Source organism: Nannocystis bainbridge, from assembly GCF_028368995.1.
In the GTDB taxonomy this organism is placed as follows: Bacteria; Myxococcota_A; Polyangia; order Nannocystales; family Nannocystaceae; genus Nannocystis; species Nannocystis bainbridge.
Genome location: NZ_JAQNDL010000002.1, coordinates 629,522 through 650,374, shown reverse-complemented (window position 1 = coordinate 650,374; position 20,853 = coordinate 629,522). Strand labels below are relative to the sequence as shown.

General features: G+C 72.4%; 14 protein-coding genes. 5 read left to right on the top strand and 9 right to left on the bottom strand.

Annotated features, from left to right (window positions below):
- Nucleotides 1-7: 7 nt before the first annotated feature.
- Nucleotides 8-430 carry a GFA family protein gene (locus POL25_RS20205; RefSeq protein ID WP_272087748.1) on the top strand — a complete coding sequence of 141 codons (423 nt, stop codon included), beginning with the start codon at nt 8-10 and terminating at the stop codon, nt 428-430.
- Nucleotides 431-436: 6 nt separating this feature from the next.
- Here POL25_RS20205 and POL25_RS20200 read toward each other — a convergent pair whose 3' ends face one another.
- Together POL25_RS20200 and POL25_RS20195 are read right to left on the bottom strand one after the other, a co-directional pair.
- Nucleotides 437-2,119: a tetratricopeptide repeat protein gene (locus POL25_RS20200; RefSeq protein WP_272087747.1), complete on the bottom strand. Its 1,683-nt coding sequence runs from the start codon at nt 2,117-2,119 to the stop codon at nt 437-439.
- 451 nt (nt 2,120-2,570) lie between these two features.
- Nucleotides 2,571-4,994, bottom strand: coding sequence for an HTTM domain-containing protein (locus POL25_RS20195; RefSeq protein ID WP_272087746.1), 2,424 nt, complete (start codon nt 4,992-4,994; stop codon nt 2,571-2,573).
- A gap of 78 nt (nt 4,995-5,072) precedes the next feature.
- Here POL25_RS20195 and POL25_RS20190 point away from each other — a divergent pair, with 78 nt between their 5' ends.
- Nucleotides 5,073-5,639: a hypothetical protein gene (locus POL25_RS20190; RefSeq protein ID WP_272087745.1), complete on the top strand. Its 567-nt coding sequence runs from the start codon at nt 5,073-5,075 to the stop codon at nt 5,637-5,639.
- Nucleotides 5,640-5,915: 276 nt separating this feature from the next.
- Here POL25_RS20190 and POL25_RS20185 read toward each other — a convergent pair whose 3' ends face one another.
- From POL25_RS20185 to POL25_RS20175, 3 genes are all read right to left on the bottom strand, one after another.
- Nucleotides 5,916-7,235 (bottom strand): radical SAM/SPASM domain-containing protein, encoded by a 1,320-nt coding sequence (locus tag POL25_RS20185; protein WP_272087744.1) that lies wholly within the window; start codon nt 7,233-7,235, stop codon nt 5,916-5,918.
- Nucleotides 7,236-7,403: 168 nt separating this feature from the next.
- Nucleotides 7,404-9,899, bottom strand: a complete 2,496-nt coding sequence (locus POL25_RS20180; RefSeq protein WP_272087743.1) for an SPFH domain-containing protein — start codon at nt 9,897-9,899, stop codon at nt 7,404-7,406.
- A gap of 101 nt (nt 9,900-10,000) precedes the next feature.
- Entirely contained in the window at nt 10,001-10,624 is a 624-nt protein-coding gene (locus POL25_RS20175) for a hypothetical protein (protein WP_272087742.1), read from the bottom strand.
- A gap of 55 nt (nt 10,625-10,679) precedes the next feature.
- Between POL25_RS20175 and POL25_RS20170 the strand changes: the two genes are divergently transcribed.
- The 3 genes from POL25_RS20170 (at nt 10,680) to POL25_RS20160 (ending at nt 15,862) form a co-directional block, all read left to right on the top strand.
- Nucleotides 10,680-11,705, top strand: coding sequence for a Glu/Leu/Phe/Val dehydrogenase dimerization domain-containing protein (locus tag POL25_RS20170; RefSeq protein ID WP_272087741.1), 1,026 nt, complete (start codon nt 10,680-10,682; stop codon nt 11,703-11,705).
- A 247-nt stretch (nt 11,706-11,952) separates the two neighbouring features.
- The gene (locus tag POL25_RS20165) at nt 11,953-14,259 is read left to right on the top strand and encodes an ATP-binding protein (RefSeq protein ID WP_272087740.1); all 2,307 of its coding nucleotides are present in this window, start codon (nt 11,953-11,955) and stop codon (nt 14,257-14,259) included.
- 262 nt (nt 14,260-14,521) lie between these two features.
- Entirely contained in the window at nt 14,522-15,862 is a 1,341-nt protein-coding gene (locus tag POL25_RS20160) for an OmpA family protein (RefSeq protein WP_272087739.1), read from the top strand.
- A gap of 123 nt (nt 15,863-15,985) precedes the next feature.
- Here the strand turns inward: POL25_RS20160 and POL25_RS20155 are convergent, their stop codons facing one another.
- The 4 genes from POL25_RS20155 to POL25_RS20140 all read right to left on the bottom strand — a co-directional run bounded on the left by POL25_RS20155 (nt 15,986) and on the right by POL25_RS20140 (nt 20,851).
- On the bottom strand, nt 15,986-17,332 hold the full coding sequence (locus POL25_RS20155; RefSeq protein WP_272087738.1) for a M16 family metallopeptidase: 1,347 nt from the start codon (nt 17,330-17,332) through the stop codon (nt 15,986-15,988).
- Nucleotides 17,333-17,448: 116 nt separating this feature from the next.
- On the bottom strand, nt 17,449-18,741 hold the full coding sequence (locus tag POL25_RS20150) for a M16 family metallopeptidase (protein WP_272087737.1): 1,293 nt from the start codon (nt 18,739-18,741) through the stop codon (nt 17,449-17,451).
- 86 nt (nt 18,742-18,827) lie between these two features.
- Nucleotides 18,828-19,898, bottom strand: a complete 1,071-nt coding sequence (locus POL25_RS20145) for a methyltransferase (protein ID WP_272087736.1) — start codon at nt 19,896-19,898, stop codon at nt 18,828-18,830.
- A 404-nt stretch (nt 19,899-20,302) separates the two neighbouring features.
- The gene (locus POL25_RS20140) at nt 20,303-20,851 is read right to left on the bottom strand and encodes a retron system putative HNH endonuclease (protein ID WP_272087735.1); all 549 of its coding nucleotides are present in this window, start codon (nt 20,849-20,851) and stop codon (nt 20,303-20,305) included.
- Nucleotides 20,852-20,853 lie beyond the last annotated feature (2 nt).

The window sequence follows — 20,853 nt, the reverse complement described above, 5'->3', positions numbered from 1 at the left end:
CCCGACCATGCCCAAGACCTACCGCGGCAGCTGCCACTGCGGCGCCATTCGCTTCGACGCCGACATCGACCTCGGCGCCGGGATCCGCCGCTGCAACTGCAGCTTCTGCTTGAAGCTCGGCTACCGCAAGGCGCTCATCCCCTACGAAGCCCTGCGCATCACCGCCGGCCGCGAAGTCATGAAGGACTACCAGCCGACGCCCCTGCACTGGCCGCCCGGCGACATCAACCACTATCACTGCGGCACCTGCGGCGCGCACGTGTTCTCGCGCGGCTACCTCGAGAAGGAGATGGGCGGCGACTTCTGGGCGGTCAACGTCGCCTGCCTCGACGACGCCAGCGAGGTGGAGCTGGCGGCAGCGCCGATCATCTACGAGGACGGCAAGCGCGACCGCCAGGACCGCCCGCCTGAGATCACCGCGTATCTGTGAACGCCCTCACCCGAGCTGGAACACGTCGAGCGCGGCCAGCGGCGCCTCGTCGGCGATCACGGCTGCCAGCGCCTCCAGCAGCTCCGGCCGCGGATGCCCGTCGCTTCGCGCCCGCGCCACGTTCGCACGCAGGTCCCAGCCCGGCGAGCGCACCCCGTCTTCCAGCATTGCGAGCAGCTGCGTCATCGCGTCGGGGCACAGCTCGGGCGCGTGCGCCAGCGCGTAGAAGCACAGCTCGCAGCGCAGCGCCGAACCGGCCTCCGACCCCGCCAGCGCTCGCCCCAGCAGCGCGCGACCATCCTCCGCCCGCCCCTCCGCCAGCAGCAACCGGGCGAAGTTGCCGAGCAAGTTCGCATCGTCCGGCTCCACCGCCAGCGCCCGGCGGTACAGCGCCTCCGCGCCGGCCGAATCGGCGAACGCACTGATGCGAAAGTTCGCGTAGTTGCCGAGGTGATGCGCGTCCTCCGGCGCCCGCGCGATCGTCTCGCGATAACACGCGTCGGCGCGCGCCCGATCGCCGCGCACCAGCGCCAGGAAGTTGGCGAAGTTGCCGCGATGATCCGCGTCCTCGTCGTCGGCCGCCAGCGCCCGTTGATAGTAGTCCTCGGCCAGGTCGTGCTCGCCGCACACGTCGCTGAGCAGCGCCGCGAAGTTGCCGAGCATGTCCGCGTGGTCCGGCACTTCTTTCAAAAATTGCTCGTAGAACCCGCGCGCCAACGCATTGCCGGCCCGGTGCAGCGCCGTCGCGAAGCTCGCATGCACCGGCGAATCGGCCGGCAGCGCCTGGACCAGCGCCGCGAACACCGGATCGCTCGCGGCATCGGGCGTCGCGTGCTCGCGCAGCCACCCCAGCGTGCTCGTCAACGACGCACCCTCCGGCTCCACCACCTTCGCCACCCGCACCAGCGACAGCACCCGCGACCACGCCCCCTCGGCGATCGCCGCCGCCATCGCCCGCAGGATCGTCCCCACCTCGAAGCCCGCCTCGCGCAGCACCAGCCGCGCCAGCTCGACGTGCCCTGCCAGCACCGGCCCGCGCTCGCTCGCCCGCTCGTCCAGCGACACCCGGGGGTGCTGCCCGAATGCCAGCGACAGCTCGATCCCTGCCTCGCGCGCCGCCGCCTCGCGCGCCGCCGTCAACTCGTCCTCGCCGAGCGGCAGCAGGCTGCCCACCACCCGCGTCGCCAGCCCGGCCGCCTCGCACCGCCGCACCAGCTCGGCCGTGCCCGCCACGTGCTGGCGATTCAGCGCCGTAAAAAGCACCACTCGCTCGGCCAGCGCCCGCAGCGCCCGCTCGGTCGCCCGCGACGAGCCCGCTCCGACGTCGACGAGCACCATATCGACATCGTCGACAGCCGCAATGCTCCGCCGCAACTCGCCCCACGCGGCCGCCTGCTCGCTCGCCGTCCACGCATCGAGCCGATCCCAGTACGCCGCATCGAGCCGCCCCGCCGGCAGCACCCGCAACCCCTCCGCGATCGTCAGCCACACCGCATCGGCCCCCGCCTCGACGATCCCCTCGCCCTGCGCCTCCACGAGCCGCGTCAGCCCCGGCGACTCGAGGTCCAGGTCGACGAGCAGCACCCGCAGCCCCTGCGCCGCCAGCACGCGTCCGACGCCCCACACCGCCAGCGTGCGGCCCACCCCGCCATGAGCCGAGCCAAAGGCGAAAAACGACGGCGTCCGCATGCGCGAGTCTTACCGCGCACGCCCCCGCCCACGCACGCCCCTGCCCGGCGCCGCCACGTGCGTTTCCGGTCACCCACGCCGCGCACATGCCCCCGAGAACATGTCGCAAGAGACATCTTTAGAAGCTCTCGCCTATCTCGGTCGCCCGGTGCCCAGTCCCTCGGCCCGCAACGACATCCGACACTCGATCATCCGACACACGGATCATGACATGCCCAATAAAACATGTCTCAAGGACCACCTGACGCGCAATCGTCTCCGTATCCCTCAGCCCTGATCACAAATGCCGCGAGTTACTCGCGCCTATCAACGATGCCAAGCACCAACGAGCTGCGCCTCACTTTGCGCAACGACCGAGACCCTCTGGGACTCGTCACATGTCCCTCAGGACACATGAAAATCTCGCCTCGCACGCCAGCCTCAGCGTCAGCGCCACCGCCAGCGATGCCTCTCAGGACCTCGCCGACGCTCGCATCGCCACCCGCGCCCGCCGATCCTCTCGCGCCCACCCTGCCAGCGCCCCCAGCAGCCCCAGCGCCATCAGCGGCCACAGGGGAGCCAGCGGATTGCGCCGGGCCTGGCGGTCCGCCCACCGCCCCGGCCGCTCCCACGCGAACTTCAGCGAACCTTCCGGCGCCGGCGGCAGCCCGTGGCGTGCCCGCACCGCCGGCGCCAGCTGGGCGAACGGCTCCTCCGCGCACGTCACCTGCGTCAGCGGCTTCACCTTGTGATGCGCCGCGAAGTGCTCGCGCGGATCGCTGCCTGGCGGCGTCAACGGCCCGAGCACCATCTCGAGCAGCACCTCGCGCGGCGCCTCCCCGCCGTGCTCGAGCGCCCAGCGGCGGCACAGGTACCGCGCGTGCCGCGGCATCAGCGTCTTGCGCTGTCCCAGCACGTTGTCGCCGATCTTCCGCCAGCGGTCGTGCCACGGGGCCGGCCGCGGCAGGTCGTCCGCGCGCTGCGGCTCCGTCCCGAACCGGTGCTGGACCCCCGCCGCGTCGACCACCGTCGCCCGCAGCATCGCCTGATCGCGCGGCGGATTGGGCGCGAACATCGACCACACCTGGCTCGTGAAGCTCAGCTCGATCCACGGCCCCAACAGCGTCCGCGTCGAGTCGCGCCACGGCAGGCTGTGCCACGCCGGCAGCTGCCACACCAGCAGCGCCACCACGTGGTACGCGACCAGTCCCCCGGCCGCCAGCCGCCCCGCCGGCCCGTGCGCCCACGGCTCGACCAGCGCCATCGTCTTGCCGCGATCGCGCCGCGCGATCCGCCAGCCGATGATCGTCAGACCTGTCCCTGCGGCCAGCCACGCCGCGTGCCACGCCCCGGCCCCCCACCCGGAGATCAGCGCCCCGGCCCCGCCCGCCAAAATCAGCCCCCCCGCCGCCGCGATCGCCCACCCCGGCAGCGCCGCCGCGTCGCGGTGCAGGTGCGGCAGTGACCCATCCTCGACGGCTGTCTCTTTGACCAGGTTCTCGGGGACAGGCAGCCCGCGCCGCGCCAGCCAGCCCGCCGCGCGCCGCAGCGTCGCCACCGCCCACGGGCCCGCGCCGCAGACCAGGTACACCGCGATCGTCGCCGGCGCGAACGCCCCCACTGCCAGCAACACGTGGTTGCCGAGGTGGAACAGCGCCCCGAACCCCAGCCACCACTTCGGCGCCAGCGGACCGTCGGCCAGCCGCCGCACCGCCGCCCCCGCCCGCGGCCCCGCGATCGCCACCGCCGCGGCCAGCACCGCCAGCACCGCCAGCATCGCCGCTCGCTCCGCCGCCCCCGGCGTATCTGGCTTTTCGACCAGGTCCCCCGGGACAGCCGCGGCGATCGCCGCCGCCGTCGCCAGCCCGCCCCAGCACACCCGGGCCAGCGCCGCCGCCGTCCCCTGCAGCGCCGGCGCCCCGCAGCGCCCGAGCGCCCGCGCGGCCAGCCCGACCAGCACCAGCGGGAACAGCCGCTCCCACCACAGCACCCCCCAGCTCGCCAGTCGCAGCGGCCACGGCCCAGTCATGGCGATCGCGGCCGACAGGTCCCAGCGCACGAACGTGTCGCGCAGCAGCGTCATCTGCAGCACGTCGCCGGTCTGCCACGCCACCCCCGCCTTGGCCCACCCGTTGGCCGCGTAGCACAGCGCCAGCTGCCCGGCCATCAGCGCCTGCGGCCACGCCGGCACCCGCCGATAGATCGCCGCCAGCCCCTGCGGCGCCTCTGTCGACGGCCTCGCGCCCGCCCCCGCACCTGTCCCCGAGGTCATGCTCAAAAGGCCATGTCGTCGCAATGCCCGGCAGCGCCGCCAGTTGTCGACGCTGTAGGCCGCCCCGCTGCGCGCCCACAGCAGCAGGAACAGGAACGCGCAGAACACCTGCTCTCCGCCCCAGTGGGCGTCGCCGCGGCGCAGCAGCCCGGCGTACAGCAGCCACGTCGCGCACGCGCTGAACCGGGTGCGAAACCCCAGCGTCAGCGCCAGCGCGGCCGCCATCAACAGCCCGAAGTGGACGCCGACCGCCGCCGGGCTGTCGACGAAATAAAGCGGCGACCACCGCCCGCTGATCACGAACTCGAGCGCCGCCCTCGCGTCCTGCGGGCCGGCCGGCTCGCGCACGCCGTCGCCGAACCCGACCAGCGCCGCGCGCCCCATCACCTCCGGCACCGCTGCCCGCGGCAGCAGCCCCTCGTCCGAGAACAAATAGGTGGCCAGCGGCGCGACTTCGAACAAGTTCACCAGCAGGCAGCAGCCGAACGCGATTCGCAGCAGCGCCAGCGGCCGTGGGTCGACGCCGCGCAGCAGCACGCGGCGCAGCCCTTCGTGGTGCAGCGCGACCAGGCCGACCAGGCTCGCGGCCATCGTCGCGAGCGCCACCGCGAGTGCGACAGACACCCCGGCAATGTACTTGAGCCGCGGCCGTCACGGCGGATTTTATGGCCGCGCGCGGCCCCAGTCTGCTAAGGTCCGGGCATGTCTTCGCTTATCGACTGCCCTGATTGTGCCTGTTTGTTCCGCGCCGCCGACGCGACCTGCCCGTTCTGCGGCCACGTCCAGCGCCACTCGCTCGGCTCGACCTGGGCCGCCGTCGCCTTCACTGCCAGCCTCGGGGTCCTCGGCGCCGCCTGCCAGGTCGACCGCGACCTCGGCGACGAGACGGCCACCGCCAGCGACACCGCCGATAACGGTGACACCGTGGCCGACACCTCGATGGTGTCCGATTCGTCCAACCCGGGCGGCGACACCGTCGACCCGACGATCACCACCTCGAGCGACGGCGCCACCTATGCCGGCCCCGACGAGGATTGGACCACCTGGGGCGACTCGACCACGACCACCGGCGACGACACGTCGACCACGTCGACCACCTCCACCGGCTCGACGTCGACCACCACCAACAGCACCAACGACTCGTCCGACGCCAGCACCTACGCCGGCCCCGACGAGGAGTGGGACACGTCCGACTGGACCACCAGCGAGGATACGGCCGACGCCAGCACCTACGCCGGCGCGGACGAGCCCTGGGACGATAGCAAGTAACAGGCCTGTAGCGAATGCACGCCCCGGCCGCATGCCCGCACGCTGCGTGCGCCATGCGGCCGTGCCATCAAATGGTATGTCCGAAAGGACATGCCCTTAAAGACACTACCGAAAGGACATGACGCAAGGACATGTCCTTTCATTCGCGGCCGATCCACCGATCGCGCGGCCTCGCAATCATCCACCCGAGAAGCATGCCGCGATGCGACACGGCCTCGCCCCGGCAGCATGGCCGACGCGGCCACGTTCGCCGCGCGCCGCGGCCGCGCGGACACCTCAAAGCGTGACCGTGCGCCCCGCCCCGTACGGCTCTTCAAGCCGCGACACCCGCGGCTCCTCGATGGCGACCGGCCCGTGCTGCTCGCGCAGCGCCGGATCGGCGTGCTCGCGGATCACCCGGAACAGCCCGTTGTCGAACGACTTGCCGCCGGCGCCGCGGACCTGCTCGATGCGCTCGCGCAGCCCGGCGCGATCCATCATCACCGCGCGGTGGTGGCAGAACGGGTTGTTGCCCGGCCGGCCCAGCAGCGGCTCGGCGGCGGCGGTGCAGCCGGCCATGCACGTCTCGGCGTAGTAGCACTCGCGGCAATAGCCCCACAGGTCGTCGATCGTGCGCGCGCGGATGTAGCCGAGCTGATACGACTCCTCCCACACCTTCTTGACCCCGTGCACGCGCCAGTTGCCGCCGATGTTGGTGCCGCCGCCGAGGCTCGGGCAGTTCTTGATCCCTCCGTCGCTCTCGATGCCCATCACCGACACCCCCGCCGTGCAGCCGCGCCAGTGCTTGCGCTGCGACTGCCGCAGTCGCCGCTCGAGCGGGCCGAAGTAGCCGAGGTTGTTGCCGGGCCACAGCCGGACCTTGCGCGCCTCGCAGCGGTCGAGCACCTGATCGAGCGTGGCGAAGATGTCGATGAACATGTGTGGCTGCAGCAGGATCTCCGGGTGATCGGCCGCGTTGCCGTGCGGCACCGTGATCTGCAGCTGCCACGAATGGATGCCCTCGTCGGCCAGCAGCTCGAACAGCGGCAGCAGCTCGTGGCGGGTCAGCGCGTTGATCTGGGTGTTGCTGGCGATCTTGCCGCCGGCCGCCCGCATCCGCCGCATCGCCGCGAACGCCCGCTGCCAGCTGCCGTTCACCCCGCGCAGGCGATCGTGGGTCGCCTCGAGCCCGTCGATCGAGAAGGTCACGCTGCCGATGCCGGCCTCGATCATCGCCGCCGCCCGCTCCTCGCTGAGGTTGAGGCCCCCGGTCGTCATCGTGCACGCCATCCCGGCCTCGCGGATGGCCCGGATGATGAGGATGAAGTCGTTGCGCAGGTACGCCTCGCCGCCGATCAGCACCACCTCGCCACAGCCGAGGTCCGCCAGCTCGCGCACCACCTTCAGGCACTCCTCGGTCGACAGCTCGTCGGGCCGCTTGTGGCCCGCCCGCGGCCCGCAATGCGCACAGTGCTGATCGCACGCCAGCGTCAGCTCCCACACCGCCCAGCGCGGCGCCCGGGCCTCGCGCCGATCGTCGTGGCTCAGCCAGCGGTTGGCCGGCACCGGCAACGAGGCGACCACGGGCAGACGACGGCGCACATCATTTAAGCTCATGGCAAAAGGCTAACACGCGGGTCGCACCGAGGCTCGCGCGGGCCCGAGCCGGCGCCCGTGCGCGAGGCCGAAGCCTCACGACGTCGTTGACCCGGGTCGCCGCGTCACCGCGACATCGCTGCCCCGGTCGCCGCGCCCCACGACGGAGCACGGCGTCCGGGACGGTGTTCACGCCTTGTCCGACTCGCTCGCCACAGCCGGCAGCAGCCGCGCCAGCGGTGAGCCGCGCAGCAATCGACCGAGCACCTCGGCCACGCTCTCGCCGCCGAGGATCGCCAGCGGGGCCATCGACTCCGCCATCTTCTCCGCCAGCGCCCGATCGCCGAACGCCTGCAGCGCCGCGATCAGGTCGGGCGAGACCGCCCGCGCCTTCTCGACCACCGCCGCGACCTCGGCCTGCAGCTCGCGCAGCCGCTGGTCGAGCTGTTGCTGCTCGATCGTCAGCTCGAGCGTCGAAGTCGCCTGGCGCCGCCCGAGCTCGGCCGCGTGGATCGCCGCGAGCCGCTCCTGCTCGGCGAGCAGCGCCTGCTGCTGGCGCTCGTGCAGGTCGAGCTTGGCGGCCAGCTCGGCCAGCTGATAGCGCTGCTGCTGCTCGCCCTCGCGGGTGCGCAGCCCGATCGCCTGCTGCAGCGTCGCCGACTTGGCCTCCGCGACCTGCTGCGTGACGGCCTCGGTCTGGCGCACCATGTCGAGCCGGCGCTGCTCGGCCGCCAGCGACAGCGTCTGCTGGACCGCGGCGTGCTGCGCCTGGACCAGCAGATCGGCGATCGCGTCGTCGCCGATCTGGACCTCGAGCACCTCGACGTCGTACACGCGCATCCCGTTCTCCTCGAAGCGCCGGCCCGGCCGCTTGCCGTCCTCGCCGGCCGTCCCGAGGATCACGTCGCGCAGCATCGCCACCGAGTCGGCGTAGAACTGCTCGATGCCGTGGCGCTTGACCGCCGCGCGGATCAGCGAGCGCAGGTGGTCGGTCAGGAACTTGACGTAATTCTCGACCTCGAACCACTTGTTCGGGTCGCCCTCGAAGTTGACGCGGTAGCTGAGCTGCAGCTGCACGCGCACGAGGTCGCGGGTCTCGACCTCGACCCGGTCGGACACGTTGTTGTTGAGCACCCGCAGGTAGACCGTCTTGAACAGGTTGTGCTCGGTCTTCGGCGTGCCCGTCGAAAGCTCGAGCACCTGCAGCGTCTCGTCGTACTCGAGCAGGTGCGTGTGCGGCCCGGTCACGACCTTGCGCTCGCCGGTCTTCGAGACCACCAGCACCGCGTAGCCGGTCCACACGTCGATGGCGACCGCGCCCTCGTAGCGGGTGTCGAGCACGATCGTGCGCGGCCCGGTGAAGGTCTGGCTGCGCGTGAAGTCGTCGCCGGCGAACTCCGACGGCGGCGGCGGAGGCGGCGGCGCGGGCGGGCCACCGGGGGCCTGGGCGGCCTTGGGCGCCGCCGAGGCGCGCGCGGTCTGGACCGGCACCGACGCGACCGCGGCGAACTCGGCGGCGATCTGCGGCGCGTTCTGCTGGGCCATGCGGCGGTTGTAGTCGTAGGCCTCGCGGTTGCCGGGGAACCACAGCGAGACGGTCTTCGGATCGAGCACGCGCCGGATGATCAGCTCGGACCGCGGATCGGGCAGGTAGATCGCGGGCCCGCGCTTCAGCGTGATCGAGCCCTTGTTGCGGTCGAGCACGTAGCGCGCCTCGCCGGCCGGGATGGCGACCGCGTAGTGTCGCTCCTGATCGCCGTACTTGATGATCGCGTGCTCGGTCCGCGGCAGGTAGATCATCGTGTCCTTGCCGGTGATGAACAGCTCGTCACCGACCTTGTAGCGGACCCCGTTCTCCTCGTAAGGCGCGATGACCTTGATGTAGAGGCCGGTGTTCTCGTTGAGCTCGATCGCGCGGAACTTGCGAGCGCCCCGCATCGCCACGAACGTCTCGGTCGGCTGCGGAAACACCACCGCAGGCCCCTGGATGTAGCGCTTGTTGCCGTTCTCGTCGAGCAGGATGCAGTACTCCAGCCGCTCGAGCGTGATCGCCTCGCGCACGTAGTTGCCCTCGACGTCGGGCACGACCTCGACGCCGGTCGGCGGGATGTAGAACGCGACCTCGGTGCCGCGGATGATCAGCAGCGTGCCCATCGTCAGGTCCGACGGCCGCTGCACCTTCCCCTCTTCGCCCTCCTCGCCGGCCGCCTCGGGCCGCATGCGCAGCACCGCGTTCTTCCAGTTGGTCTTGGCGCCCTCCTCGTCGTACACGCGCACCAGCAGGTATTGATTGGAGCGCAGGTGGTGGCCCTGGATGACCCGCACCATCTGCCCCGGCCACAGCGCGAACGAGGTCGGCCCGGGGATGTTGACCTTGCGACCGGTGTCGAGCGACGGCAAGTTGTTGAGCGCGCCGGTCCGCGGGTGGCTCTTGTCGGTCGCCGGGTTCTTCAGCGACAGGTACCAGCCCTCGGGCGCGATCGACAGCGACTGGATCGCGCCGTCGAGCTGGCGCCGCTCGAACCGCTTGCTGCCGGCGTCGAACACCACGGGGGCGTCGGTGTTGGCGAGGCTCGTCTTGTGCGGCCCGACGTAGACGTTGATGTTGCCCTTCGTCTCGTCCAGGATGAAGGCGAACTCGTTCGGTGCGAGGACAAGGTCTCGTTCACGGCCTCGGTCGTTCATGGGGCTCCTGTCGCGACGGCGAAGTCGCGGGCCCCGAGAATACGAGCCGATGCAGCGCGACGGCAGCCCCGCGGCCGCGCCTCACGATCGCGCAGGCGCGCTCACGCGCGCGAGACGAGGTCGAAGCCGAGGCGCACGCGCGCGGCGTAGCTGTCCCAGAATTCCCGCTCCTCGCGCGAGCCCGCGTCGGCGCGCTCGAACCGGGCCCGCCACTCGGCCACGCGCGCCGGTGCGGGCTTCCACAGCCCGGCGTCGACCAGCTCGACGATCACGCCGAGCGCCGCGAAGTCGCCCGCGGCCTCGTAAAGATCGCCGTCGTCGGCGCCATCGAGGACCTCGCCCGCGCGCTCGCCGAGCGCGTCAATGCCCGCCTGCCCGCCGGGCACGCGCAGCAGCGCGTCGAACCGCGTCCCGTTGTTGTAGCCGCCGAGCGCCGCCTTCGCGGCCGCGCTGCGCGAGCGCACCGCGAGCCCGCCCTCGAGATCGCGCGCGAGCCCGGCCAGCACCTCGCGCGCGTCGGCCGGCAGCGCCTCGCCGTGGGCCAGCGCGGCCTCCACGTGGCCCGCCCCGCGCAGCTTCAACACCACCGGCTGCAGCCACGCCACCAGGCCGATGCCCACCACCAACTCGCTCGGTGGGGCGTCGAGCGCTGGCAGCTTCACGAGCCTGCCGACGAGGTCGAGCGCGGAGTCATTGTCGTAGAGGCCGTCGTCCCAGGTGCCCATGGCCGCGACGGTAGGCCGGCGCACGCGCGCGCGCAAGCGAGGTAGAGTCGCGCCGATGTCCGCGACGATCTCCGATCTCCTCGATCCCGCCGGCGCCGCCCGCTGCGTGCTGTGGCGCGACCCGCCGTCCGGCCTGAGCGCCGTGCTGGTGATCGACGACCTGTCCCTCGGGCCAGCTGCCGGCGGGATCCGGACCCGCGCCTACCCCGACGCCGCGGCGATGATCTCCGAGGCCGCGGCCCTCGCCCGGGCCATGACCCGCAAGTGCGCGCTCGCGGGCCTCGACGCCGGCGGGGCCAAGGCCGTCGTCCTCGATCACCCCGGCCTCGACCGCCCCGCGGCCTTCCGCGCGCTCGGCCGCCGCGTCGCCGAGCTCGGCGGGCTGTTCCGCACCGCCGGCGACCTCGGCACCACGCCCGCCGACCTCGCGGCGATGGCCGAGACCTGCCCCTACGTGCACACCGACGACCGCGGCCTCGCCGACGCCGTGGCCCGCGGCGTCATCGCCTGCGTCCGCGCCTGCGCCCGCGCCCGCGGTCGCGGCCTCGGCGGCCTGCGGGTCGCCGTGCAGGGCTGCGGCGCGATCGGCTCGGCGGTCGCGCGCGCCCTCGCGGCCGAGGGCGCCTTCCTCCTGATCGCCGACGTCGACCCGCGGCGCGCCCATGACCTGGCCGAAGCGACAGGTTCTCACGTACATGACCCGAAGGACATCTTGTTGGCGCCCGTCGACGTGCTGGTCCCGTGCGCCGTCGGCGGGGTCGTCACCGCCGAGGTCGCGGCGGCCATGTCGGCCTGGGCGCTGTGCGGCGCCGCCAACAACGTGCTCGCCGCCCCCGACGTCGCCGAGGCCCTGCGATCGCGCGGCGTCTTGCACGTGCCCGACGTGGTCGCCTCGGCCGGCGCGGTGATCGAAGGCATCGGCCGCTCGGTGATGCAGCTCGCCGACCGCGAGCCGCTGATCGCCGCGCTCGGGACCACCGCCGGCGAGCTGCTGGCCGAGAGCGTCGCGACGGGCCGCACCACCGAGGCGCTGGCCGGGCGCCGCGCCGCCGCCCGCATCGCCGCCGCGCAGCGCCCGTGACCTCCGGGACATGTCCTCGTCGACATGTCCAAAAAGCCATTGATGGCTGTGCCAGGAGAGGAGCGCGGCCCCCAGGTGGGGACCGGCGCGGACCTCCGCGCGCTCGACGGTCGAGACGGGTCAATGACCACAGTCGCGGCGAGGCGCCGATCTTTCGCAGCAGGTGCCGCGGCCGCCGCGCCGCGAACGTCGTCAACTATCGCGCGACCGGGAATATGCGCAGTCGGTCCGCTATGCTGAACCGCGTATGCCCGAGTCCGAGGGAGCTGCCTGCACTCCACACGACCTCGCCGCGCTGATCGACAGCTTGCCGGGTATGGTCTATCGCTGCCGGGCCGATCGCGCCTGGACGCTCGACTTCGTCAGCGCCGGCGCCCTCGAGCTCACCGGCTTTCGCCCGGACGAATTGCTGGCCGGCGAGCGCCGCGCCTACGCCGATCTCATCCTGCCCATGGATCGCCGCGCGGTCGAGGCGGCCGTCGAGTCGGCCGTGGCCGCCGGCCAGTCGTTCACCGTCGAGTACCGGATCCGCGATCGCGCCGGCCGCACCAAGCACGTGTGGGAGCGCGGTCGGCTGCTGCGCGGCGAGGGCAGCGGCGCCCTGCTCGAGGGCTTCGTCACCGACATCACGCCGCTGCGGCGGGCCGAGCACGACCTGCGCGAGCGGGTCAAAGAGATCGAGGTGCTCTACGAGGTCTCGTCGATCGTGAGCGACGACCTCACGCTCGACGAGGCGCTGTGGCAGATCGCCGAGCGGATCCCGCGCGGCTACACCTACCCGCCGGAGGTCGCGGCCCAGATCCAGCTCGGCGAGCGGCTCTACAGCTCGCCGCGGTTCGCCGCCGATCGCTGCCGCCAGACCGCACCGATCCGCGTCGGCGACCGACTCGCGGGTGTGCTCGAGGTGTGCCGGATCGCCGACTCCTCCGTCCCGTGCGCCCGCTATTTCTTGCGCGAGGAGCAGGAGCTGCTCGACGCCGTCGCCGGCCGGATCGGCGCCCTGGTCGAGCGAGCCGACATCGTCGAGGCGCTGCGGACCAGCGAGATCCACGCCCGCGAGCTCTACGAGCACCTGCCGATCGCCACCGTCGTATGGCAGCAGCGCGGCGACGCCTTCGTGCTCGTCGCTCACAACCGCTCCGCCTTCATCCTCAGCGACGGCCACGTGCCCGCGTGGGTCGGCCGCGAGCTCGTCGAGCTGCTGCCCGACCGCCCCGAGCTCGTCGACGCCATGCGGACCTGCGCCGCCACCGAGTCGGCCCTGCGCCGCGAGGTCGAGGTCCCCACGTCCGCCGGCCTGCCCGCGATCTACGTCGTCTCGCTCGGCTTCATCCCGCCCGACCTCGTGCTCACCCACGTCGTCGAGGTCACCCGCGAGCGCCAGCTCGAGCGGCGCTTCCAGGAGGCGCAAAAGATGGAGGTGCTCGGGCGCATGGCCGCCGGCGTCGCCCACGACTTCAACAACCTCCTCACCGTGATCCTCAGCTACACCGGCATGCTCGAGAAGAGCATCACCGCCGACGCGGCCAGCGGCGACGTCGCCGACCTCGGCGAGATCCGCAAGGCCGGCGAGCGGGCCGCCGCGCTCACGCAGCAGCTCCTGGGCTTCGGCCGGCGCGACATCGTCGCCCCCGAGGTCATCGACCTCGGCGCCAAGGTCCGCGAGCTCCGCGGCATGCTCGTCCGCCTGCTCGGCGAGGAGCGCAGCCTGACGGTCTCGCTGGCCGGCGCGCCGTGCCCGGTGCGGATCGGTCCCGGTCACATCGATCAGTTGCTCGTCAACCTCGTCATCAACGCCCGCGACGCCACCCGCGCCGGCGGCCGCATCGTCATCACCACCGCCACGCTCGCGGCCGGCGACGACGACGGTCACTACCTCGATCTGCCGCCCGGTCCGCGCGTCGTCATGACCGTGCGCGACGACGGCAGCGGCATGGACGAGGCGACACGGGCGCGGATCTTCGAGCCGTTCTTCACCACCAAGCCGCCCGGCTTCGGCACCGGCATGGGGCTGGCGATCGTCTACGGCATCATCCGTCAAGCCGGCGGCGCGATCGTCGTCGACAGCCACCCGGGCCGCGGCACGAGCTTCCGCATCTACTTCCCGCGCGACCAGGAGCCGCTGCCGCGCCGTCACCCGCCGGCGCCCGCTCCGCTGCCGCGCGAGCCGGGCGGCGAGCTCATCCTGCTGGTCGAAGACAGCGAGCCGGTGCGACGCCTCGTGCTGCGCGTGCTCGGGGCGGCCGGCTATCGCGTGCTCACGGCCGTCGACGCGGCCGAGGCCCTGCTGCTGTGCGAGCGCAACGGCGGCGCGATCGACCTGCTCGTCACCGACCTGGTGATGCCGTGGACCACCGGCGTCAACCTGGCCCAGCGACTCGCCGCCCGCTGCCCCGAGCTGCGCGTGCTGTTCACCAGCGGCTCGCCCGAGCGCGCGGTGCAGGCCGCCGCCGAGCTCGAGGTCGGCGCCAGCTTCATCGCCAAGCCGTTCACCGGCGACGCCCTCGTCGCCCTGGTGCGGCGGATCCTCGACGGCGCGCCCACGGCCGCGTGAACGCGAGCGGCCGACCGCTGAGTCGCAGCGAGCTCGACGCACGGGACATGTCCTCTCGAACATGTCCCGAGCGTTCATGACCGCGAGCGAGCGAGCGAGCGACCACGGACATTCCCTTCAGGACATGTCCTTGAGGTCATTCTCGTGACCCGCCTCGAAGCGGCGCGACCGCCGGCGCTCGTGCGGGCGGCGGACGGCAGCAGCCGCGGCTTGTCGCCGCGCGCGACCTGATTACTCTTTGCGCGGACTCGAAAGGAACACGATGACATTCTCCCTGACAGACACAGTGCGCGACGCGCTGACCTCCGGCGGCATCGTCCATGGAGCGGCGTCCGCCCTCGGGATCTCGGCCGCGTCGGCCTCGAAGGCCATGGGGGCCGCGGGCTCGGCCATGCTGGCGGCGCTGACCAACAAGGCCCGCGATCCGCTGGCGCTCGGCGAAGTCTTCGACATGGTCCAGGACCCCGCGCTCGGCAGCGCCGCGCTCGACGATCCCGCCCGTCTGCTCGGCGGCACCGCCGAGGCCGTGCGCGCCCGCGAGCTCGGCACCCACGCGATCTCGACGCTGTTCGGCGGGCGCACCGACGACATCATCGCCGCGCTCGCGCGTCACGCCGACGTCGGCACCACCGCGGCCGCGTCGCTGATGGGCCTGGCGGCGCCGCTGGTGCTGCGGGCGCTCGGCGGTCTGGTGCGCGGCGGCGGCGTCACCGTCGCCTCGCTCGGCCAGACGCTGCTCGGTCACCAGAGCGAGATCATGAACGCCGTGCCCGCGCCGCTGGCCAACATCGTCGGCCGGGCCCAGATCTACGACGTCGTCCGCGAGGGCCAGGCGCACCTGCCCCACCTCGCGCACCCGTCTGTCCTCGCGGCCAAGCGACCGCCCTGGTGGGCGATCCCGCTGGCCCTGCTGCCGCTGGCGCTGCTCGCCTGGTGGTTCCTCGGCGACCGCCGACCCGAGAAGCAGCTCGACACGACCGCCGCGCGCCACGAGACCCCGGCGGCCGTCGCCACGCGCACCCCTCCGCCCGCGAGCAAGCCCGCACCCGCCAGGCCGCCCGCGCCCGCGACCGCCCCCGCGACCTCCCCGACACCCGGGACCCCGTCCCCCGCGACCGCGCCGACCCAGGCCGCGGCGCCGATGAAGTCGGTCCACGTGGCCGAGGTCAACCGCGAGCTGCGGTTCGCCGACACCGGCATCGAGGCCAAGCTGCTGGCGTTCCTGCGCGACAGGGGCGCCAAGGCCGACGACAAGACCTGGTTCGAGTTCGACCGCCTCGTGTTCGACACCAACAAGCAGACGCTGGCCGCGAGCTCGCACGAGCAGCTCGAGAACCTGGCCGCGATCCTCAACGCCTACCCCGCCATCCACGTCAAGATCGGCGGGTACACCGACAACACCGGCAACCCCGAGGCGAACCTCAAGCTGTCGCAGGAGCGCGCCGACAACGTCAAGAAGGCGCTGGTCGAGCGCGGCGTGCCCGGCGACCACATCGAGACCGAGGGCTACGGCGAGCAGCACCCGGTGGCCGCCAACGACACCGAGCAGGGCCGGGCCCACAACCGCCGGATCGCCCTGCGCGTGCTGCCGCCCAAGTCGTGAGCCCCGGAGCGCCCGCCCTGACGCATGTTCAATCGGACATGTTCTTATGAACATGTCCTCGACGATTCGACGACAGACGCATAAGGACATGTTCAAACAAACATGTCCAATGAGACATTTTCGTCAGCGCTGGTCGTCGATCACCTTGATCGGACCGAGCCCGAGCGGCTCGACCTGGGCGCGGATCGCCGCGGGGTCTCCGACCAGCACCACCTGCAGCTCGGCAGGCGCGAACCACCGCGCCAGCGCCTGTTCGAGGTCGTCGTCGCGGACGGCGCCGAGCCGGCGCAGCTCGGCCGCCAGCGCGCCTTCGGGCCGGCCCCCCGCCGGCACTCGCGCCACCGCCTCGACCACCGCCGCCAGCCGCTGGTGCTCGAGCATGCGTTCGACCTGGAACGCGCGGCCGAGCAGGCGCAGCACGTCGCCGCTCAGGAACCGGCCCTGCAGCGCGTGCAGCTGCGAGAACATCGCCTTCAGCGACGCGCCGGTGGCGGCCGCGTCGACCTGGGTCTCGATGGTCAGCAGACCGCCGCCGCGGGCCGGCGCGTGACCGACCGCCACGCTGTACGTGTCGCCGCGATCGCGCCGCAGCACCTCGCGCAGGGCCGAGCCGACCACCGCCGAGGCCAGCTCCAGCGCCAGCGCGTCGGCGTCGCCGGGGATCGCCCGGCCGACCACGATCGCCGTCTGCGCCAGCCCGACCCGCGGCACCACCAGCACCTCGCCGCGCGGCTCGACGGGCCCAGGCGCAGGCCAGCGCGGCGCCGACACTGTCTGCCAGCCCGCCAGCGCGTCCGCGGCCGCCCTCTGCAATTCGGCCCGCGGCGCCGCGCCCACCACCACCAGCGTCGGCCGGTCCCCGCCCAGCCACTGCTGCTGTGCCTTTCGCACATGTTCGATCGACCAGCTCTCGACCCTGTGCGATTGGCCCAGCGCATCGAGCCCGGGCGCCAGCCTGCGCGTCAGCACATGACGCCCACGCGCGGCAGGATCGCCGTCGCGCCGCTGCAGGGCCGCGAGTCGCTCGCGTCGCAGCTGCGCGACGTCCTCCTCCGTAATTTCGGCCCCGCGCACCGCCCCCGTCACGATCGCCAGCGCCTCGCGCCACCGCGTCGCCTCGACCTCGACGCACAGCAGCGCCGCGTCGCCGAGCCACACCACCTCGATCGCCCCGCCGAGCTCGCCGAGCGCGTCCTCGACCGCGCGATCGGGCCCGCGCGCCAGCAGCTCGAGCGTGAAGCTGGCCAGCGGCGCGTCGACCTCCGGACCTGTCCGCAAGACCAGGCCGATCGCCGTCGTCGGGCCCGCCCGCCGCACCTGAAGCAGCGACGGCCCGAGCTGCTCGATCCGCGGCGCCACCACCGACGGCGCCGTCGTCGGCAGCGGCGGCCCCGAGTCTCGCCACGACTGATTGCCCGCGCACGCGCTCACCAGCCCCAGCGCCAACCACCACGCTCGCGGCCCTCGCATCGCCTCACGAGCCGCTCGCACGGGTCCGTCTCCGCCGCGCCTCGGCCCAGCAACCTTCGCGCCGTCTTTCGCGGCGTCGCCCGCACGCGACGACCCGCCGCTGCCTCTCGCGGTCTTCATCGCTCGCCCTCCGCCAGCACTGCCACACGCGCGTCGGGCCGCAGCACCTCGCGCGCGAACCGGGCCACCGCCGCGGGCGTCACCGCCGACCACTCCGCGACATCTTGCGAACCACCGAGCGGCTTGCCGGCCGCCGCCTCGCTCGCCAGCAGCTCCGCGCGGTCCTGCAGATCCTGCTGCGCGCTGCGATGCGCTCGCGCGATCCGCAGCCGCGCGCGACGCACCGCGGCCTCGTCCAGCGCCCCCGCGGCCACGCGTCCCAGCACCCGATCGACCTCCGCCAGCAGCCGCGTCGGATCGCCGCCGACGCGCCCGAGCGCCCGCACGAAGAACACCGACTGGTTCGGCAAGCTGCGCTGGACCGCCTGGAATTCGGCCGTCTCCGTCGGCACCCCGGACCGTGCCAGCCGGGCGAATCCACCGCGCTCCAGCGCCTCCGCCAGCACATCGGCGGCCGCGTCACCGTCGGCGTCGAGCGCTGGCGATGGCCACGCCAGCAGCACCGCCGGTGCAGCGCCCACCGGTCGCTCGGCGCTCAATCGCAGCTCGCTCGTTCGGGTCACTATCGGCACCGCGCGGGCCGGCGGTCGCGGCGTCGCTGGCAGGTTGCCGAATTGACGCTCGATCCACCCCGGCGTCTCGGCCGGCAGATCGCCGACCATCACCAGCGTCGCGTTGCCCGGGTGCATCCACTCGCCCACGAACGCGTCGACATCGGCGATCGTCGCCGCCGCCAGCTCCTCCGCGGTGCCGATGATCGCCGCGTGGTACGGGTGCCCCGCAGGGAACAACGCCGCCAGCGCCTGGATCTCGAGCCGCGCCAGCGGATCTTGCTCGGCCCGCTCGCGTCGCTCGTTGACCACGATCCGCCGCACGTTGGCCAGCGTCGGCGCCCCGTGTTGCCCGCGCACGAAGCCCAGGCGATCGGCCTCGAACCACAGCACGTGTTCGGTCGCCTGCGCCGGCGCCGTGTAGTAGTACTCCGTCGCGTAGAACCCGGTCTCCGCGTTGTTGGCGTGGGCCGACAGCATGTACTCGAGCGTCTCGCGGCGCTCGCGGTCGACGTGCCGCGAGCCCTCGTGGGCCACGTGCTCGACCACGTGGGCCAGCCCGCCGAGACCGCGCGGATCGTCGACGCTGCCGGCGTGGATCCGCAGCCGCACCGCCACCAGCGGCGCCCGCCGATCGTGGCGCAGGATCACCTCGAGCCCGTTGCTCAGCCAGTAGTGCGCGTCCTGGCCCGGCGTCACGATCGGGGCGGCGAGCAGCGCGAGCACGGCGGCGAGCATCGTGCCAACGTAGCGTACGCTCGCCACGCGGCGCCGCGGTCGCCGATCGGACCCGGCGACCCTTCTTCACCCGCGGGCCGCGTCGCTCACATCGCGCGTGGCCGGCACACCAGCAGCGTGTGACTGACCCCGAGCTCGTCGTACTCGCGCTCGACCTCGAGGCCGGCCGCGTGCACGCACGCGAGGAACGTCGTCGAGCGGTACATCTGGCTGGTGCCGTTGGCGATCGCCGTGAAGTACAGCGAAGTCATCTGCAGGCAGAAGCTGGCGGCCTCGAAGCGCTGACGGTCCCAGAACGCCTCGAGGATGTAGATCTTGCAATTGGGCCCGGCCGCCGCCACGCAGCGGCGCAGGATCGACACGATCTCGGCCTCCGAGAAGCAGTCGAGGAACTGGCTCATCCAGATCGCGTCGAACTCGCCCGGGATCGCCGTGGCGTCGTCGAGCAGGTCCGCCTCGTGGAAGCGCGCCCGCGCCAGCAGCCCCGCCGCGCGCAGGTTCTGCTCCGCGTTGCGCAGCTGCCCCGGCAGGTCCATCAGCGTCACCTCGACGTCGGGGTCGTGCTTCATGCACGCGGTCGCCCACTTGCCCGTGTTGCCGCCGATGTCGAGCAGCCGCTTCGGCTTGCCTGCGAACACCAGCGGCAGCGCCGCGCCGAACGCCCCGTCGGAGTAGTAGTGGTCGAACTGGAACCACGACTTGCGCACCGACTCCGGCAGCTGCGACAGCCCGGCGTACACCGTCGGCCACTCGCCGAACACCTTCAGCCCCTCCGGCTTGCCCGACGCCACCGCCGCGTCGAGCCCCGCGATCCCGTGGTAGTTCACGTCGCGCGTGAAGTCGAAGTTGGCGCGCGTCATCGCATCGTGCTGCACGTACACGCCGGTCTTGGTGATGCGATAGCGGCCCTCGACCTCGGTCACGAGCCCGATCCCCAGCCCCGCCTCGAGCACCACCCGCGTCCCGTAGATCGGCAGCTCCGCCGCCGCCGCGACCTCCTCGAGCGTGAGCCCGTCCCGACTGCGTTCGATGGCGAAGAGGATCCCGCGGTCGCGCAGCACGCGGGCGGCCTGAAACACGAACGGAGCGAACGCGATCCACTGCGCGCGCTCCAGCGCCTCGAGCGCGGTGATGGGCTTGGGGACGTTGACGGTCATGCCGGCGGCCCAGACTTTCGCTCACCCCGGCCCCGCCGACGAGTGGCACAGTCCGGCGAAAACAGCGCGCGTTTTCGCCCAACGCCCCGAGCCAGACCCGCGGCTACGGCCCCCCAGGCCAGTTTACAAGAGTGGCAGGCGGAACGAGCGCCGCGCCTGACCAAGACGCAAGACGCGATCTCCTCGGCACGACCACGGTCGCAGGCGTCGGGGATCCACTGCAGATCCTCCAGCTCGCCACACGCTCGCCAAGTCGGGACGACGTGCTGGCATGGAGACGAGCGCAGCGAAATTGTCTCGCAGCAATTGCGGGCGCATCGGCGTAACGCAGATCGTCGGCGGTCTCACGGCTCCCCGCGGTGGAGCGCAGCCGCGTCTGCTCGCCTTGCTACGAGCGAATGCTGTCACCGCTCCACGGCTGCTCCCCGCGCCCTCGACCATTTGCGGAAATAGTAGGCACGAGTCGCCGCATACTCCGGGGCCTCGCCTGCAGGCGACTCCAGGAGCACGATCTGTCGCTGGAGCTCTGCCGTTGACCGCTCGCGCCGCGCGATCCATCCGCGGAGGGCGTCCAGCACCGCCCGCCGGGCCCGGACCAGGCGATCGTCGTTGAGACCGAGCGTACGCGTGTCGGCACGCGCCCGCTCGTCGTCGGCGACCACCTCGCCCGAGCCGGTGTAGCGCAGGAACTGCCGCGGATCGGGCCCCAGCCCGCGCGCAGGATGAAGGAACAGCCGGGTCTCCTGCTTCGCCGCGTCGCAGGTCACACGATCGGCGCACGAGCCGACGAGGTTGTTCCACTGGAACACACCTCCGCCGCGCTCGCGCGGGTGCCAGTGATCGATGCGCATGTCGGCCTCGGTCGCCTTCACTCGCCGCTGACAGTACGCGCAGAGCGACCCCTGGTCACGCACGAGCGCATCCCGCATCGATTGCTTCTGGTCGCCGTACACGC

What these genes read in the sequence shown, in the direction of transcription:
- POL25_RS20205 (WP_272087748.1), top strand. Translation starts at nt 8, where the DNA reads ATGCCCAAGACCTACCGCGGCAGCTGCCACTGCGGCGCCATTCGCTTC.
- POL25_RS20200 (WP_272087747.1), bottom strand. Translation starts at nt 2,119, where the DNA reads ATGCGGACGCCGTCGTTTTTCGCCTTTGGCTCGGCTCATGGCGGGGTG.
- POL25_RS20190 (WP_272087745.1), top strand. Translation starts at nt 5,073, where the DNA reads ATGTCTTCGCTTATCGACTGCCCTGATTGTGCCTGTTTGTTCCGCGCC.
- POL25_RS20185 (WP_272087744.1), bottom strand. Translation starts at nt 7,235, where the DNA reads ATGAGCTTAAATGATGTGCGCCGTCGTCTGCCCGTGGTCGCCTCGTTG.
- POL25_RS20180 (WP_272087743.1), bottom strand. Translation starts at nt 9,899, where the DNA reads ATGAACGACCGAGGCCGTGAACGAGACCTTGTCCTCGCACCGAACGAG.
- POL25_RS20175 (WP_272087742.1), bottom strand. Translation starts at nt 10,624, where the DNA reads ATGGGCACCTGGGACGACGGCCTCTACGACAATGACTCCGCGCTCGAC.
- POL25_RS20170 (WP_272087741.1), top strand. Translation starts at nt 10,680, where the DNA reads ATGTCCGCGACGATCTCCGATCTCCTCGATCCCGCCGGCGCCGCCCGC.
- POL25_RS20165 (WP_272087740.1), top strand. Translation starts at nt 11,953, where the DNA reads ATGCCCGAGTCCGAGGGAGCTGCCTGCACTCCACACGACCTCGCCGCG.
- POL25_RS20160 (WP_272087739.1), top strand. Translation starts at nt 14,522, where the DNA reads ATGACATTCTCCCTGACAGACACAGTGCGCGACGCGCTGACCTCCGGC.
- POL25_RS20155 (WP_272087738.1), bottom strand. Translation starts at nt 17,332, where the DNA reads ATGCGAGGGCCGCGAGCGTGGTGGTTGGCGCTGGGGCTGGTGAGCGCG.
- POL25_RS20150 (WP_272087737.1), bottom strand. Translation starts at nt 18,741, where the DNA reads ATGCTCGCCGCCGTGCTCGCGCTGCTCGCCGCCCCGATCGTGACGCCG.
- POL25_RS20145 (WP_272087736.1), bottom strand. Translation starts at nt 19,898, where the DNA reads ATGACCGTCAACGTCCCCAAGCCCATCACCGCGCTCGAGGCGCTGGAG.